Annotated in this window: 16 protein-coding genes; 2 read left to right on the forward strand and 14 right to left on the reverse strand. The window is 71.3% G+C overall.

The genetic code is table 11. From position 1 onward, the window contains the following. Positions 1 to 2 precede the first annotated feature (2 nt). The 3 genes from ACRYCC_RS13275 to ACRYCC_RS13285 are packed head-to-tail and all read right to left on the reverse strand — an operon-like array spanning position 3 to position 4302. Entirely contained in the window at positions 3 to 1592 is a 1590-nt protein-coding gene (locus ACRYCC_RS13275; protein ID WP_433811722.1) for an ABC transporter substrate-binding protein, read from the reverse strand. A gap of 60 nt (positions 1593 to 1652) precedes the next feature. Then, positions 1653 to 3230 (reverse strand): hydantoinase/oxoprolinase N-terminal domain-containing protein, encoded by a 1578-nt coding sequence (locus ACRYCC_RS13280; RefSeq protein WP_433811724.1) that lies wholly within the window; start codon positions 3228 to 3230, stop codon positions 1653 to 1655. 25 nt (positions 3231 to 3255) lie between these two features. Continuing rightward, complete coding sequence (locus ACRYCC_RS13285; protein WP_433811726.1) at positions 3256 to 4302, reverse strand: S-methyl thiohydantoin desulfurase family protein; 1047 nt, start codon at positions 4300 to 4302, stop codon at positions 3256 to 3258. 133 nt (positions 4303 to 4435) lie between these two features. Here ACRYCC_RS13285 and ACRYCC_RS13290 point away from each other — a divergent pair, with 133 nt between their 5' ends. Further along, a complete protein-coding gene (locus tag ACRYCC_RS13290) occupies positions 4436 to 5875 on the forward strand; it encodes a PucR family transcriptional regulator (protein ID WP_433811727.1) in 1440 nt (479 codons plus the stop codon). A gap of 48 nt (positions 5876 to 5923) precedes the next feature. Here ACRYCC_RS13290 and ACRYCC_RS13295 read toward each other — a convergent pair whose 3' ends face one another. From ACRYCC_RS13295 to ACRYCC_RS13320, 6 genes are all read right to left on the reverse strand, one after another. Continuing rightward, positions 5924 to 6364, reverse strand: coding sequence for a hypothetical protein (locus ACRYCC_RS13295; protein WP_433811729.1), 441 nt, complete (start codon positions 6362 to 6364; stop codon positions 5924 to 5926). A 156-nt stretch (positions 6365 to 6520) separates the two neighbouring features. Beyond that, the gene (locus ACRYCC_RS13300; RefSeq protein WP_433811731.1) at positions 6521 to 6925 is read right to left on the reverse strand and encodes a hypothetical protein; all 405 of its coding nucleotides are present in this window, start codon (positions 6923 to 6925) and stop codon (positions 6521 to 6523) included. Between the two features lie 166 nt (positions 6926 to 7091). Further along, positions 7092 to 7517, reverse strand: coding sequence for an ATP-binding protein (locus tag ACRYCC_RS13305; protein WP_433811733.1), 426 nt, complete (start codon positions 7515 to 7517; stop codon positions 7092 to 7094). Positions 7518 to 7754: 237 nt separating this feature from the next. Then, positions 7755 to 8159 carry a hypothetical protein gene (locus ACRYCC_RS13310; RefSeq protein WP_433811734.1) on the reverse strand — a complete coding sequence of 135 codons (405 nt, stop codon included), beginning with the start codon at positions 8157 to 8159 and terminating at the stop codon, positions 7755 to 7757. Between the two features lie 163 nt (positions 8160 to 8322). Beyond that, a complete protein-coding gene (locus ACRYCC_RS13315; RefSeq protein ID WP_433811736.1) occupies positions 8323 to 8964 on the reverse strand; it encodes a GGDEF domain-containing protein in 642 nt (213 codons plus the stop codon). A 231-nt stretch (positions 8965 to 9195) separates the two neighbouring features. Further along, positions 9196 to 10188, reverse strand: a complete 993-nt coding sequence (locus ACRYCC_RS13320; protein ID WP_433811738.1) for a hypothetical protein — start codon at positions 10186 to 10188, stop codon at positions 9196 to 9198. 216 nt (positions 10189 to 10404) lie between these two features. Here ACRYCC_RS13320 and ACRYCC_RS13325 point away from each other — a divergent pair, with 216 nt between their 5' ends. Next, positions 10405 to 10869: a hypothetical protein gene (locus tag ACRYCC_RS13325; RefSeq protein WP_433811740.1), complete on the forward strand. Its 465-nt coding sequence runs from the start codon at positions 10405 to 10407 to the stop codon at positions 10867 to 10869. A gap of 54 nt (positions 10870 to 10923) precedes the next feature. Here ACRYCC_RS13325 and ACRYCC_RS13330 read toward each other — a convergent pair whose 3' ends face one another. The 5 genes from ACRYCC_RS13330 to ACRYCC_RS13350 form a co-directional block, all read right to left on the reverse strand. Then, a complete protein-coding gene (locus tag ACRYCC_RS13330) occupies positions 10924 to 12000 on the reverse strand; it encodes a S1C family serine protease (RefSeq protein ID WP_433811742.1) in 1077 nt (358 codons plus the stop codon). 219 nt (positions 12001 to 12219) lie between these two features. Further along, complete coding sequence (locus ACRYCC_RS13335; RefSeq protein ID WP_433811744.1) at positions 12220 to 13653, reverse strand: sensor histidine kinase; 1434 nt, start codon at positions 13651 to 13653, stop codon at positions 12220 to 12222. Then, positions 13650 to 14330, reverse strand: coding sequence for a response regulator transcription factor (locus tag ACRYCC_RS13340; RefSeq protein WP_433811746.1), 681 nt, complete (start codon positions 14328 to 14330; stop codon positions 13650 to 13652). The genes ACRYCC_RS13335 and ACRYCC_RS13340 overlap by 4 nt, the downstream gene beginning before the upstream one ends. A gap of 132 nt (positions 14331 to 14462) precedes the next feature. Then, entirely contained in the window at positions 14463 to 14693 is a 231-nt protein-coding gene (locus tag ACRYCC_RS13345) for a hypothetical protein (protein WP_433811748.1), read from the reverse strand. Next, entirely contained in the window at positions 14690 to 15091 is a 402-nt protein-coding gene (locus tag ACRYCC_RS13350) for a hypothetical protein (RefSeq protein WP_433811750.1), read from the reverse strand. Before ACRYCC_RS13350 ends, ACRYCC_RS13345 begins: the two co-directional genes overlap by 4 nt. Positions 15092 to 15236 lie beyond the last annotated feature (145 nt).

Genomic DNA, 15236 nt, shown 5'->3' on the forward strand with positions numbered 1-15236 from the left:
GCTCACGCGGTCGGCCGCAACTCGTGCACGAAGACCACGTTCGGGTACGCCGGGTTGTCGACGTAGCCGCCGACTGTCTTGGCGTAGGCCCGCTGGTACTGCTGGACGTACAGGGGAGCGGCGACGGCCTGGTCGGTCAGCAGCTTCTTCTGCAGATCGGTGTAGGTCGTCTGTGCCGTGGTCCTGTTCGTGGCGGTGAGCTCCGGCAGCTTGTCGATCGTGCTGTCGATGCCGGAGTCCTTGAGATAGGTGAGGTTGAAGCTGACCGGGTTGGCGGAGCGGAACACGTTGAGGAACCAGCTGTAGGCGTCGGGGTAGTCCGGGTACCAGTACATCAGGAAGATGTCCTGGCGCTTGGCCGGATCGTTGCCCTTGGCGCGGGTCCACTGGGCGTCCCACTGCATCGGCTTGGCGTCCAGCGTCACGTTGACGGACTTCAGTGTGGAGCTGAGCAGCGTCACCGCGGTCTGCTGGTCGGCGTCGCCCTGCGCGTAGGTGAGGTCGAGCCGCAGTTCCTTCTTACCGGGGCCGTACCCCGCCTGGTTGAGCAGCTGGGTGAGCTGCGCCGTGTTCTGGTGCATCGCCAGGCTGGGGTCGGCTCCGACCAGCCCGTTCGGGACGATGCCGGTCGCGGGCGTCACCGAGCCCTTCAGCGCCGCCGCCAGGCCGTCGTAGTCGATGGCGGCCTGGATCGCCTTGCGGAGGTTGACGTCCTTGAGCGGCCCGGCCGTGGTGTTGAACAGCGCCAGGAGGTTCTGGAACGAGGGCGTCGACTGGGTCTGCACGCCCCGGGTGTTCTTCGCCTGGGCGAACAACTGCGGGTTGAGCCGGTTGACGAAGCTCACCCCGCCGGTCTGCAGCTGCTGCCAGGCGGTGGTGACCTGCGGGGTGTCGCGGAACTCGACGCTGGTGTAGTGCGAGCCGCTCCATCCGCCCCAGTAGTCCTTGACCTGGCCCAGCCGGAGCTCGGTCTCCTGGCCCTTGTTCCACGAGGCGACGGTGTACGGGCCGGTGCCGGTGTCGTGCCCCTTCCCGAGCCAGCTCTTGAGCTCGGCTCCGCCGGGCACCGAGGTGTCGTAGATGTAGGCACCGTAGTCGGAGGCGGAGATGAGGTCGAGCGGCGCGGCGTACTTCAGGTGGAACACCAGCGTCTTCGGGTCCGGGGTGTCGATCGTCTTGACCGCACTCCAGATGTACGCGGAGCCGCCTTCCAGCTTGATCGTGCGCTCGATCGCCGCCTTGGCCGCCGTGGAGGTGACCGGGGTGCCGGTGTGGAACTTCACCCCGTCGCGGAGGGTGAACGTCCACGTCTTGCCGTCCGCGGACGAGTTCCACTTGGTGGCGAGCAGTGGTTTGACGGTCTTGGCGGCGGTGTCGTAACGGGTCAGCGACTCGTAGATGTTCTGCATCGCGATGATCTCGTTGGAGTACGAGGTCGCCGGATCCCAGTCGGTGACGACGTTGAGGTTGAAGGAGTAGACGAACGGGCGGGAGACGGGGGGAGCCGACTTTCGGACGGTTCCGCCAGAACAGCCGGTGGCCGTCACGGCGAGGCCCGCCGTGATCGCCAACGCTCTTATGCGCCAGGACATGTAGGTCTCCTTGCGGGGTCGGGCCGGATTGGAGTGGGGGGTGGGAGGGTCTCGGGTGCGTTACAGGCTGCCGAGCGGGCCGGCGGCCTTGACGCGCAGTCGCAGTGCGGGTTCGGGCAGGTAGCTCATGGGGACTTCGGTGATCTCGACGACGTCGACCTGGGCGGGGTCGGCCCCGGCCTGGACCGCGCGGCGGCGGGCGTGGTCGCAGGCGGCGTCGATGGCGTCACGACGGCCGTCACCGGCCGGAATGATGGTCTCGATGGTGCCACTGACCAGGGCGATGGCGGCGCCGACCGCGTTGGCGACATCTCCGTGATCGGGGTGGATCACTTCGGCGACCCCCGCCAGCTCGGACGGGACCAGGAACGCGCCACCACCGACGACGATCAGGGGCTTGTCGACCTTGCCGAGCGTCATGCGGTCGACCGCGTCGGTGAGCATCAGGTCGCTGATGCTCAGCGCCTCGGCCAGGGCCCCGTGCAGCGACGAGGGGATCGACGACCCGTCCAGGTCCGACCGGCCGGCCACCACGCCCGCGTCGGTCAGCGTCGGGGTGCTGCCGCCGAAGGCGTACGCCTCCTTGGTGATGCGGTAGCCGACGGAACGCGGACCCACCGATCCGTCGGCGCCGATGACCGTCCCGCCGCCGAGTGCCAGGGCGAGGATGTCGGGCATCCGGAAGTTGGTCCGTACCCCGCCGATCTCGACCCCGGCCGCGGACTCCCGGGGGAATCCGGCCGACAGCACGCCGAGGTCGGTGGAGGTGCCCCCGACGTCGGCGACGATCGCGTCGGTGAGACCGGACAGGAACGCCGCTCCGCGGATCGAGTTCGACGGGCCGGAGCCGATCGTCAGGACGGGGTAGCTGGCGGCGTAGTCGATCGCCATCAGCGTGCCGTCGTTCTGCGCGAAGTAGCTGGCCACGTCCAGTTGCCGGGCCGCGAGCGTCTGGTGCAGGCCGTCCCGTACCCCGCCGATGACCTGGTAGAGGGCGGCGTTCAGGATGGTGGCGTTCTCCCGCTCCAGCAGGCCGAGCGTGCCGATCTCGTGGCTCATCGACACCGCCACGCCGTCGCCGAGCTCGGCGCGCACGATCTCGGCGGCCTGGAGCTCCTGGTCGGCGAAGGCCGGGCTGAACACGCTGGTCAGTGCGACGGCGTCGGCCTTGCCGGCCACCTTGGCCAGGCAGGCGCGCAGCGCCCCGGTGTCCAGGGGGGCGAGCGGCGTTCCGTCGACGTAGTGCCCGCCGGGCAGCACCGCCGAGCCGGCGGCGATCGCGGCCGACAGGTCGGCCGGCCACGACTCCAGCGGTGGGACCGAGGTGGTGGCCGGGGCGCCGAGCCGGATGGCGGCGACCTTGCCGAGCCCGCGGCGTTCCAGGATCGCGTTGGTGGCGTGGGTGGTACCGAGCATGACGCGGCCGACGCGGCCGATGTCGTCACCGAGCGCGTCCAGGATGACCGTCAGCGCCGCCTGCAGGCCGGTGGTGACGTCGGCGCTGGTCGGCTGCTTGGTGTAGGTCAGCACCCGGCTCTGGTTGTCCAGGACGACCGCGTCGGTGTTCGTACCGCCGACGTCGATGCCGATGCGCAGGTCGCGGACCGCGGAACCGGCGGGGTGGTTTTCGGGGGGCATGGGGGATCGTCCCTCCTCGGTCGACTCAGACACGGGTCAGTTCCTCCACGGGCGTGTAGTCGAGGTCGTAGCCGAACGCCCGGGGGCCGGCCGTCGCGATGCCACGCTCGGTCCGCCAGATCGGGTCGCACGGCCAGGACAGGACCGACACTCGCTGCCCGTACCGCAGTGCCTCGGTGGAGATCGCGTCTCCGGTCTGCGCGTCGACGACGGTGATCAGGTCGGGGACGGACGCGCGCAGCCGGCCGTCCTCCAACGCGATGAGGTTCTCATTCTGGATCTCGACGCGGAGCAGCCGGCCGCGGTCGTCCCCGGTGCCGTCCACGACCAGGCTGCCGCGGACGAACCCGCCGCCGGTCCGCCGGTCCACGTCGACGACCTTGCCGTTGATCAGGACGATCGCGCCGAGGATGTCGCGCAGGGCGCCGACCGGGTCGGGCTCGTCCTCCACGACGTGCCCGATCGCGAGCGCGGCGCTCACCGTGCCCTCGATGACCGCCCCGCGGGCCTCCGCGCCGGTCAGGACGTAGTCGGCCATCAGCGCGGACGCGCCGTTGGCGACACAGACGGCGCGGGCGATGCGCTCGGACCACAGCCCGTCGACGGGGCGGATCGTGGTGACGTTGCCCTGCACGTCGGCGAGGATGGCGATGTTCACGGGACGGCCGGCGACGTACATGGCGACCATCTGGACCTCGGGGAAGGCCCGCCCCATGCCGTCGGCGTCCACCAGCGGCAGGCCCAGCCGGGCCGCCCAGCCGACCGGCCCGACCCCGTTGGAGCCCCCGATCTCGCAGGACATCACCGCGGCGACCCGGCGGCCGAGCAGCGACTCGACCTCGTCGCGGATGAGCACGGGCTCCTCTCCGCTCATCAGCATCTCGTGCGCGACGGTGGGCGCCCCGATCCCGGACAGTGGAAGGATCAGGCCGTCCTCGGGTACGTCCGAGAGCGCGATGAGCGGTACATCGCCGTACTCCCGGATCGCTCGTGCCGCCGTCAGGCTTCCGGTCTCCACCTGGCCGCCGCCCCCTGTGCCGAGGATCGCGCAGCCGCGGGCGAGTGCTGGCAAGTCATCCAGCGTTATCTGATCGATCCGCGAACGTATCTTCTGCATGTAGGAAGAATCGCCGAACCGAGAACAGGGAGGAAGGAGGCGCAACACAAGCTTTCTCATTCATTTGTGTCAGTGGCACAATCGGGTCGTGCCACATGTCGCAGATCTGCTTCAACCGGGCTCGCGCATCCCGTTCACGCTGCTCGCCGGGCCGGCCGACGCCGCGCCGCTCACGTTCGTCACCGCGGTCGAGACCTTCGACGGGCTCCGGCGGGCGCCGTCCGGGGCGCTCACGGTCGTCACCGGCCGGGCCTCGTCCCGCGCCGCCGCCTACGAGGTCGACATCGCGATCCGGACCGCCGCCGAACGGGACCTGTCCGCGCTCGTGCTGATCGGCGGGGACCACCTGCCGGTCACCGCCACCCGGCTGGCGGGCCGCGCCGCGCTGGCCGTGCTCTCCGCCCCCGAGGACTGCGACGTCGCCGACGTCGTCCTGCATCTCGACCAGGTCATCCGGGGCGGCGCGGCCGACTCGCTCGCCCGGGCCCAGGCGGCTCTGCGGATCATCGGGGAGGCGGGCCCCGGCACGGCGGAGGCGGACCTGCTGGAACGGGTGGGCATCGCGCTCGGCCGCAACATCTCGGCGCGGGACGACGACGAGGGCGAGGCCATCTGGATCGCGGGGCGGCGGCACGGCTCGCTCGCCGGGCCGCGCGACGACGCCGTCCGCCTCGTGCTGCCGGCGCTCGCCGCCGCGGTCGGGCGGCTGAAGGGGATCGCCCTGGAGCACGCGACCGCGCCGGGCCAGACCCGGTCGGACATCCTCACCGAGCTCATCGTGGCCGAGCGCGAGCAGGCCGGCATGCTGGCCGACCGGGCCCGGGTCCTCGGGTTCGCCGTCGACGAACTGCACACCGTCGTGTGGATGACCTCCGGCCGCCCGGCGGGCGCGGATCCGGCCGAGCTGGCGGAGCGGCGGCGGGTCTTCGACACCCTCACCCTGCACACGCACCATGTGCCGGGTGAGATGTGGAACCTCGCCAGGCTCGCCGACGACATCGTGCTGGTCGGTACGGCCCGTACCGAGGTCCGGGTGTCCGCCGCCCGCCAGATGATCACTTCGATGCACGCCGCGGTCGCCGCCGAGCACCCCGGTGTGGTGCTGCGGTCCGGCATCGGCAGCCCCCAGCGGGGCGTCGACGGGCTACGCCAGTCGGCGATGGAGGCACGCGCCGCGGCGGCGATCGCGGCCCGGTCCGGCCAGCTGATCAGGATCTTCGACGCCACGGGGATCAACCGCATCCTGGCCGGGATCGCCGGCTCGCCGCTCAGCCGCCGGGTGGTCGACGACCTGCTCGGCCCGCTGGACGCGCTCGGCCCGGTCCGGTCCACCGAGGCGATCAGAACGCTCTGCGCCTACCTCGACGCCCGTGGCTCGCTCAAGGGGGCGGCCGCCCGGCTGCGGCTGCATCCCAACGCGGTGAACTACCGCATCAGGAAGATCACGGAGCGGCTCGGCTCGGACCTGACCGATCCGGACACCGGCTTCGCCCTGCACCTGGCCTGCCGGGTCCGGCTCCGGGACTGAGAGAAGCCGGCCCGCACCCCCACAGGGGGGTGAAGGCCGGCTCCGGTTTCAGCCCGTCGGCTCGGAAGGAGCCTCAGAGCGGTGGTGCGTCCCGGTGTATTGGACGCCGGGGAGATGGACCGTAGCGCGTACCACGCGTCCGCTGTTCAGGTGCTCCTGGCTCCAGTCGCCTCCGGTGAGGGACTCGAGACGGGCGCCCAGTTCATCGGGCAGTTCCGGGCCGGCGTGCGACATCTCGATGCGCACGAAGCTCAGCTCGCCCCGCTCCACGCGGAGCTTCGTCGCGATCTCCCCGAACGGGAGCGCGAAGTGCCCGAGTTCGGCGATGACGTTCATCGCGTCGAGGAACAGGGCCTGCATGTCCAGGGCGCAGAGCGCCATGCGGAGCAGGTTCTCCGTTTCGCCCATGATGCGTGTGGGGTCCAGCGAGAGCCCCAAGTTGATCACGCCCGGGGGGCTCGGTGCCGTTTCGGGGGTCGGCTCGTCCATGCGAGTTTCCGCCTTTCTGGTTTGTGTGTTGCACGGTCGGTTCCGCGGTCGGAACCGTCCGTGCGGGAGGAGTCATGGCAATGAAGAAACCGGCCCCCACCCCCCGCAGGGGGGTGAAGGCCGGTTCCGGTTTCAGCCCGTCAGCTCACGAGAGCCTCAGAGCGGTGGTGCGTCCGGACCGCCGGTGCGGCTGACCGTCGCCTTCACCAGGTGCCCGCCGTCCAGGTCATGCCGGCTCCAGAGCCCTCCGGTGATGGCCTCGATGCGATCACGCAGTGCGGCGGGCAGTTCCAGGCCCACGTCCAGGACCTCGAAGTGCAGGCTCGGCTCGCGCCTGTCGACACTGAGCTTCACATCGACTCCTCCGGACGCGAGCGCGAAGCGCAGGAGGTCGGTGAAGACTTTCACCGCCTCCTCGAACCGCTCCAGCAGGCCCCATTCCCGCGGGCCTTCACGGAGCAGCGCCTCGATCGCCACGGGCGTACCCGCGGAGGTCAGAGCGAAGTCCAGCCGCATTACGTCCGGCCGGCTCCGCCTTTCGGTGTCGGGTCCCTCGTCCATGCGAGCTTCCCCTTTCTCGTTTGTGTTTCGCGGTCGGTACCGCGCTCGGTACCGTCCCCCGGTGCGGGTCAGGGCAGCAAAGAAACCGGCCTCCACCCCGCGAGGGGGCGAAGGCCGGTCCGGTGTCACGCCTCAGCCCGCGAAGGGCTCAGGCGCAGGTGGTGCCTCAGTGGCGGGCGCGCGGGCCGATCAGGGCCCACACGACCTTTCCGCCGGGAACGGGGCGCGCCCCGTGCTCGGCGGAGTACGCCTCGATGATGGGCAGACCCCGGCCGTGCTCGGCCCAGGGGTCCGGCACGGCCGACGGTCCGGGCATCGCCGGCATCGTGTCGAACACCTCGACGTACACCGAGGTGCCGTCCTGGACCGCGCCGAACCTCACGTGGAACGGCTGCCCCGATCGGGCGGCGTTGGTCACCAGTTCGGTGACCACCAGCGTCACCTCGTCGGAGAGGTACGCCAGGTTCCACACACGCAGGGCTTCGCCCACGAGCGCGCGCATTGCCGCGAGGGCACCGAGCGCGGGCCCCATCGGGAACACCGCCCAGCGGGCGTTCGGGTCGTGCGGATGGATGAAGGGTTCCTCGTCCATGCGAGTGGCCCCTTTCTCTGGTTTGTCACGGCTTTTGCCGTTGCCGCCTTGTGCGGCCTTACGGTGCGTACCGTCCGTACCCGCGGAGTCGGGTCAAGGGGGGTGATCACGGCCCGTTCGAGGTCGGCGACGTGGAGACGACAAGAAGCCGGCCCCCACCCCGCGAAGGGTGAGGGCCGGCCGTGTGATGGTCGCGTCAGCTCGCGAGAGCGTCAGCGGCTGTGGTGTCGCCCCTGCTTAGGAGACGTGGTGCCGCCCCTCAGGAGGCGCAGTGGTGTCGCCCTGCGAGGCAGGCGGTTCGACGACGAACCACCTGACCACGCCGGGACCGCCGGGCATCGGCATGTAGCCGTCCTCGGCCCCGGCGGGGACATCGGTGATGTGCAGGTCGAGGACCTGCACGCACACCCCACCGCTGCTGGTCGGGAACATCAGGACCTTGGCGGGCAAGCCGCCGGCCAGGACCGGGCGGATGAGCGCGCTGGCGCGCGTCAGCACGGCCTTACAGAGGTGGCTGAGTTCCCACACCTCCAGGACGTGCCCGACCGTCATGTCCAGGTAGTGGAACGCGACCGGCTTGCCGGGTGCCAGCTCCAGGACCAACTCCTTGGCGAGCCAGCGGCGTTTGGTTCCCTCGTCCATGCGAGGTCCCCTCTCTGTTGTTTGTACTTCACGGTCTTCACCGCGGTGAGGACCGTCCGCGCGTGCTCCTGCAGCGCAATGGCCGGTCGGGCGCTCGGGGCGTGTCGCGAGCGCATGCGAAAGGCGCGGGTGGATCACTGGGATCCACCCGCCCCGCGATGTGCTACCGCCTCCGGGCGTGCCGGAAGCGGCGGCGGTCAGTCGGCTCTACCGGAGTGATCTTCTTGATCATCCCCGGACGGAACAGGATGCCCGCCGATGGCGGGTTCCCCCCCTGGTAGAGCTCCTTGGCCAGGTACATGGCCGCGTCGGCGTCACCGAGACGTGCGTAGGAGCGCACGCCTTCGGCGATACCGATGCTCGCCGTCACCTCGGCGACGATGCCGCCGCCCAGGGTGATCGGTTCTGCGATCGCCTGGGCGATGTCCCTCGCCAGTTCGAGTCCGGCGTGTTCCGCCTCCTCGGAGGTGCTGTAAGGGCCCGCGATGGTGACGAACTCGTCACCGCCGAGGCGGTACACCGGGCAGTCCGAACCGACTGCCCTGAGCCGGCCCGCGACGACCTTCAACAACTCGTCCCCGGTGCCGTGACCATGCTGGTCGTTGACCGGCTTGAACTCGTTGAGGTCGAGCAGGAGCAGGACCCAATGGCCGCTCTTCTCCCGCTTGAGCCGCTTCTCCAGGGCCCGCCGGTTCGGCAGACCGGTGAGATCATCCAGCGATGCCTTGCCGGACTTGGAGTTCTGGCCGAGCCGGAACGCCAGCCATAACGCGGCACCTTCGGTGATGATGATCAGTGCGATCATCAGTGGGTGATGTAGTGGCACGTGTTCTCCACATTTTGTTTGTAGCCGATCTGGTGTCGGCCTCAGTGACGACCGTGTGCGCCGGACCGCGGCGGGCAACCGGAGGTGCCGGCCGGTACGACCGCGCCCGCCGCTTCGACCACTCCGCCGGCACGGACCAGGCACAAAAGAAGCCGGCCCGCACCCCGAGGGGTGCGGGCCGGCCCGGTGACGGTGGTCGGCCGACCGGGGTCAGCCGGCCATGCGGAACTGCGGCCACCTGGCCAGCCGCCACGGGCTCGTCCGGGTCGCCCGGTGCCAGTCGACGGTGGCGGCGGCGAGCACCTCGTCCTCGTCCCGCAGTTCCCACACCTGGGTGGCGGTCAGTCCCGACGCGTCGCCCATCGGCTGGCCCGGCTTGACGGTGAACCCGTAGTTCACCCATCCCGCGAAGGTCGCCGCGTACAGCCGCTGGCCGACCGGGCTGTACTGGCTCTTCTCGACCACACTGCTGATCCGGCTCAGGTCGCCCGAGGTGACCTCGGTCACCGCGGAGGTGTACGAGGTCGCGGACGGCACGGGATAGCCCTTCGCGAGCACGGGGCCGGGGGTCGGCTTGGCCGGCGCCGACGAGGCGGCCCCGCCCTTCTTGCCGGCCGGTGCCGTGCTGTCCTTCGGGGTGGGCGAGGATCCCGACACGGTGACGGCCACGATGACGACCGCCACGACCACGATCGCCGTGCCCGCCGCCCCGGCGATGGCGTACTTCGGCCAGCGCGGCTTGCGCCCGCCCTTGCCAAGATCGCGTGCCGCGGGCAGGCCACGAGGGCCGAGCAGGGTGTCCAGGCCGCCGGGCGGGGTGCCCGGCCCGCCACCGGGCCCGGGCGGGCCGGGCGGGCCGGGCGGAGCGGGCTGAACGGCGGGGGCGTCGGGGATCACCGGTTGCCCGCCCGTCGCGGCGAACGGCTGGTCACGGGGGTCCGCCGGGCCCTGCGGAGCCGTGAAGGCGTACTCCGACGGATCGGCGGGTTTCCACTGCCCGTCCGGGCCGGGGGCGCGCCGGATGAACGACTGGGTGACCGGGTCGATCCGCCAGGTGTGGCCGGCGGCGTCCACGACCTCCTTGTCCTGGATCTGGAGGATCGCCTCGTCGAGGCTGATGACATTGGCCTCGATCTTGGTCGTCAGATCGAGATAGGCCGCATGGAGCGCTTCGAGGGGGCTGCCGAGGAGGTTGTGCTCCACGCCGCATCATTCCTTTCGTCCCGGGGCATCGGGTGCCGGTGCCCGTCGCCGCCACCGACGGTCCGGCCCCGTCCACCGGCCGGCAGCGGAGTGGCCCTGGCGTCCGTGGCCGGTGACGCTGTTGACAGTCCCACAGGTCCGCTGGTCGGCAACGGGCTTGCGGGGATTTCGGCCGGTGGGTTGCCCGTGCGCCCCGGTTACGTACAGATATTGGGTATGCCCTACTACCGTGTCAGCAGAATGTCCTGCGGCGGACTGCTCGCGCAGATCGTGCTCGTGGTGATTCTCGGGGTCGTCGGGCTCATCTGCTTCGCCAACCGGTCATGGTTCGAGGCCAAGGCCATTAACGCCGTCTACGGTGACAGTTCGAAGATCCATGCCGGTGCCGCGTTCCGGCCGGGGGCCACCGCGGTGGAGGACGGCGTCCGGCAGACCGCCGTGCTCATCGCTGGGGCCCCGCACGTCCAGGTGAGCTCGCCTACCGCCGAATGGCGCGAGCGTCACAAGGACGCGGTGTGCAGCCACGGCATCTGTACCGCCGCGGCGACCCCGAAGTCGTTCGGTTCCGGGTTCGGTTCCGGGACCGTCTTCGGCGGCCTGCTCGGCGGGCTCCTGCTGAGTTACGTCGTGTGGGTCATGGTCGTCGGCGATTCGCCCTCCGGTCGTGACTACCGGGACTGATCCGGAGGTTGCCGGCCGCGGCCCTGCGCATGCCGGACTGCCGGTGGGCGGGCGTCACTGGGCGGGGCCCTCCGCGAGGCGGACGTTGGCCATGTGATGTCGGCCCAGGGCGTCCATCCAGCCGATCCGGACGGTGTCGTCCGGATGGTGCCGGAGCAGCAGCCCGGTGAGCTTGCCCGGGGAGTCGACGGACTCCCCGTCCACGGAGTCGATCACGGCGCCCGGGAGCAGGCCCGCCGACGCCGCCGGAGTGCGGGGGAACACCCGGGTGACGGCCGCCCCCCGGCCGGTGGCGGTGGAGGCCTGCACCTGCACGCCGAGCAGGGCGGTACGCCCGATGTGGACGTCCGGGGACGCGGTGCCCTTGAGGATCTGGCGGATGACCGGCATCGCGCGGTTGATCGGGATGGAGTACCCCTCGCCGGTGCCCAGCTTCATGTGGTAGCCGTACGACGCGGCGGTGTCGATGCCGATGACCCGGCCCGCCGTGTCCAGCAGCGGGCCTCCCGAGTCGCCGGGCTGGATCGGGGCGCTGGTCCTGATCAGCCCGCTCAGCCGCTCGGTGCTGCCGTCGCTCTGGTCCGTGGCGATGATCGACTCGTTCATCCCCATCACGGTGCCGGTGACCACGGTCGGCGGCCCGCCCCTGCCGCCCGCGTTGCCGACGGCGGTGACCACGTCGCCCTGGCCGACCTTCGAGGAGTCACCGAGCCTGGCCGGCTTGAGCTTCGTCGCGTTGCGGAGCCGGAGCACGGCGATGTCGGCGGTCCGGGAGTAGCCGAGCACCCGGGCGGAGTAGGACCGGCCGTTGTCGGTGTCGGTCACCTTGATGCGGGTGGCGCCCTGGATGACGTGGTTGTTGGTCAGTACGGTGCCCGTGGCGTCGAGCACGATGCCGGTGCCGGCGGCCCGTGCGTTGCGGAAGCCCAGCACGGTGTCGATGTTGGCCACGCCGGGACGTCTGCCGCTCGGAACGGTGCTCTGGACCAGCGGCTCGGCGGTCACGGCCGGGGGGTTGCCGGTCACCAGCGGCTGCACCGCCGACAGGCCCAGGATCGCGGCGATTCCCAGCCCGACCGCGTAGCCGACCGCTCCGCCCACTCCTCGGCGTGGCGGCGGGATATCGCTCATGAGCGTTCCTCCCCGGCCTGTCCGTCTCCGTGAGCGCCGGAGCGAACTCCGTGCCCACCGGGACGGACCAGGGTGATTCAGGTATCCCTGCGTCGGGTTGAATTCCCTCATACCCACCCGGAGCGGTAATTCCCCCCATATCCACCAGGGCCGTTCTGTCTCTTATACCCAGCCTGAGTGGTTATTCCTCTTCCACCTGCCCAGGCCTGGAGACAGGGACTACCGGGCGCCGGCCAGCCAGGAGCGGGTGTCGAGCGGGACGGTGGGCCTGCCGACGAGCGGCAGGCGGAGCTCGATCCGGGTGCCGGGGCCGGACGGCGGGGCGGTGATCCGCACGGTCCCCCCGTGCAGTGCGGCCTGCTGGTGCACCAGGGTGAGGCCGAGCCCCGATCCGGGGCTGCCGCGGCGCCGGGTGAACCGGCCGAAGACCGCCTGGCGCTGCTCGGGCGGCACGCCCGGCCCGGCGTCGTCCACGGTGAGCACGGCGTACGGCTCCGCGCACCGTACGTCCACGGTGATCGCCGCCCGGCCATGGCCCCCGGCACCGTGGATCGCGGCGTTGTCGAGGAGGTTGTCGACGATCATCCGGAGGCCGTCGAGCCAGCCGCGCACCATGACGTCCCCGACGAAGGAGACCTCGATCGTGGCGTGGTGGTGGCGGCGCCGGGCGTCCTCGGCGGCGGCCTCGACCAGCTCCGCGAGGTCCACGGTGGTGAAGGTCGCCGGGTCGATCAGCTCCGCCTGGGCCAGATGGCGCAGAATCGTGATCAGTCCCTGCATCCGGGCGTGCTCGGCGCTGAGGTCGGCGACGACCTCGTCCCGCTGGTCGGCCGGGAGGCCGGGGTGGGCCAGCAGGCTGAGGTTGGTGCCCATGCTGGTCAGCGGGGTGCGCAGCTCGTGGGCGGCCGTCGCCGCGAAGGCACGGGCGGTCTCCAGCGCCTCGCCGGTCCGGGCCACCGCCGTGTCCCGGCGATCGAGCAGCGCGTTCACCAGCCGGGCCAGATCGTCGACCTCCACGACCCCCGAGCCGGTCGCCAGCCGGTTCCCCGCGTACGGCGGCGTGTCGATCAGCTGTGCCTGCCGGCGCAGCGCGGTCAGCGGGCGGCTCGCCACCCGTCCGAGTGCGAAGCCCGCCGCCGCGCCGGCCACCGCCGCGAGCAGGACCGCCAGCAGCAGCCGGTGCCGGAGCAGGCTCATCCGGGCGGCCAGCCGGGACTCCGGCTCCACCACCCACATCCTCGCGGCGTTGCCGCGCCTGCCCAGGTCGGCCGCGACGAACCGCCACCTCCGGTCTCCCGGTCCGGAGAAGGTGGCCGGGCCCCGCGCCGTCTCGGGAAGGGCGGCCGGGGCGGGGACGGAGCCGATGATCAGCGGATCGCCGCCCGCCACCCGCAGGTACAACCCGCCGCTGCCCACCGCGGCCTTCGCCAGCTGATCGGCCGTCGCCTCCGCGGGCAACACCCGCTGGCGCCGGGTGCGCTGGGCGTACGCCGTCGCGAGCGGGGTGAGGGCCTGCAGCCGGCCCACGAGCTGCCGGTCTCGTTCGGCCCGCAGATCGTGCGAGGCCAGCCGCAGCACGAGCAGCCCGGCCAGCAGCACCAGCAGCGGGACCAGGACGGCGACGGCGATCGCGAACCGCGTGGAGAGCCTCATGAGCCGGACCGCAGGACGAAGCCGACCCCGCGCACCGTGTGCAGCAGGCGCGGGGAACCGCCCGCCTCCAGCTTGCGCCGCAGATACCCGGCGAAGGTGTCGACGGCGTTGCTGGTGACGTCGAAGTCATAGCCCCAGACCCGCTCCAGCAGCACCGAGCGGGAGAGCACGATGCCCGCGTTCACGGCCAGGACCTCCAGAAGGTCGAACTCGCGCCGGGTCAGCTCCACCTCCTGGCCGTCGACGGCGACCCGCCGGGCGCCGGTGTCGATCGTCAGCGGGCCGACGCGGATCCGGCCGGAGTCGGCGGCCGGGCGGACGCGGCGCAGCAGCGCGTGCAACCGCAGGGCCAGTTCACGCAGGTCGAAGGGCTTGACCAGGTAGTCGTCCGCACCGGCGGCCAGGCCGGCGACCCGGTCGGTGACGTCGTCCAGAGCCGACAGCATCAGGATCGGCACCTCGGTGCCGCGCTCGCGCAGCGAGGTGCACACCGCGATGCCCGACATCTCCGGCATGGAGACGTCCAGGACGACCGCGTCGGGCGGGACGTCCGCGATCCGCGCCAGCGCGTCCTTTCCCGACTCGGCGGTGTCCACCGCGAACCCTTCCAGCGCCAGCCCGCGCCGCAGCGCGCGCAGGATCGCCGGGTCGTCGTCGACGGCGAGAATCCGCTGCATGGAGTGCTCCCGGGTGGAACGCGAGGTGGCTCACCACAGTACGTAACGCCGGGTACGCCGGGGCCCGGCATCGCGGCGCCGTGACGGGGCGCGCGGCCCGCATGCCACGCGCCCCTGCCGCGACGGACCGGATCACTCGTCGGTGGCCTCGGCCTGGTCCGCGGCGCTCTCCGCCCCGGACACGATCTTCTCCAGCTCGGCGACCTCCCGGTCGGACAGCCCGCCGCCGGTCGTGCCGGTCGTGCCGGTCGTGCCCGTGGTCGTGCGGGCGGGGGGAGGGGACGTCTGGTTGTCTGCGCCGCCGCAGCCGGTGAGCAGCAGGGCGGTGGTCAGTGCTCCCGTGAAGAGCGCGCGGCGGCTCATCGGCCGTGCGCCTTGCACCAGGCGGCGACCTTCGGCAGCTGGTCCGCGCGGAGCTTGAGCGTGGCCAGCCGGGACTGCCGGATCTTCGCCCGGCCGTCGATGATGGCCGCCAGCGCCGGGTCCTTGGCCCGCACCCGGTTCGCCCTCGCCTGCAGCCACTGGACCGAGCCACGGGTCTTGGCGTCGCCCGAGAACCTGGCGGTCAGGCGGGTCACCCGCTGCTGGACCTTGGGCACTCGCTTGCACAGCCGCGCCGCCCGCTTGGTCAGATCCGGCCCGGCCTGCGGTCCGGGGGCCGAGGGGGTGGGCGTGGGGGAGTCCGCGAGCGCGGCCGGAGCGGCGGCGCTCAGGGTGAGCACGGTGGCCAGCCCGACGCCGGCCAGGATCTTGCGTGTCATCTTCTGCCTCCTCATCCGGGGGGTACGCCGCAGAAGCTAGGAGACGTTCTTGGCGAAACTCTGTGGATCCAAGACTTTGTGCAACCGAAACTCCCTGCAACCGAAACTCCGTCGAACGGAACTCTGCGGGCTGAAACCGTCTGAT

Origin of the sequence: Actinomadura scrupuli (assembly GCF_050971785.1) — a bacterium.
In the GTDB taxonomy this organism is placed as follows: domain Bacteria; phylum Actinomycetota; class Actinomycetes; order Streptosporangiales; family Streptosporangiaceae; genus Actinomadura_E; species Actinomadura_E scrupuli.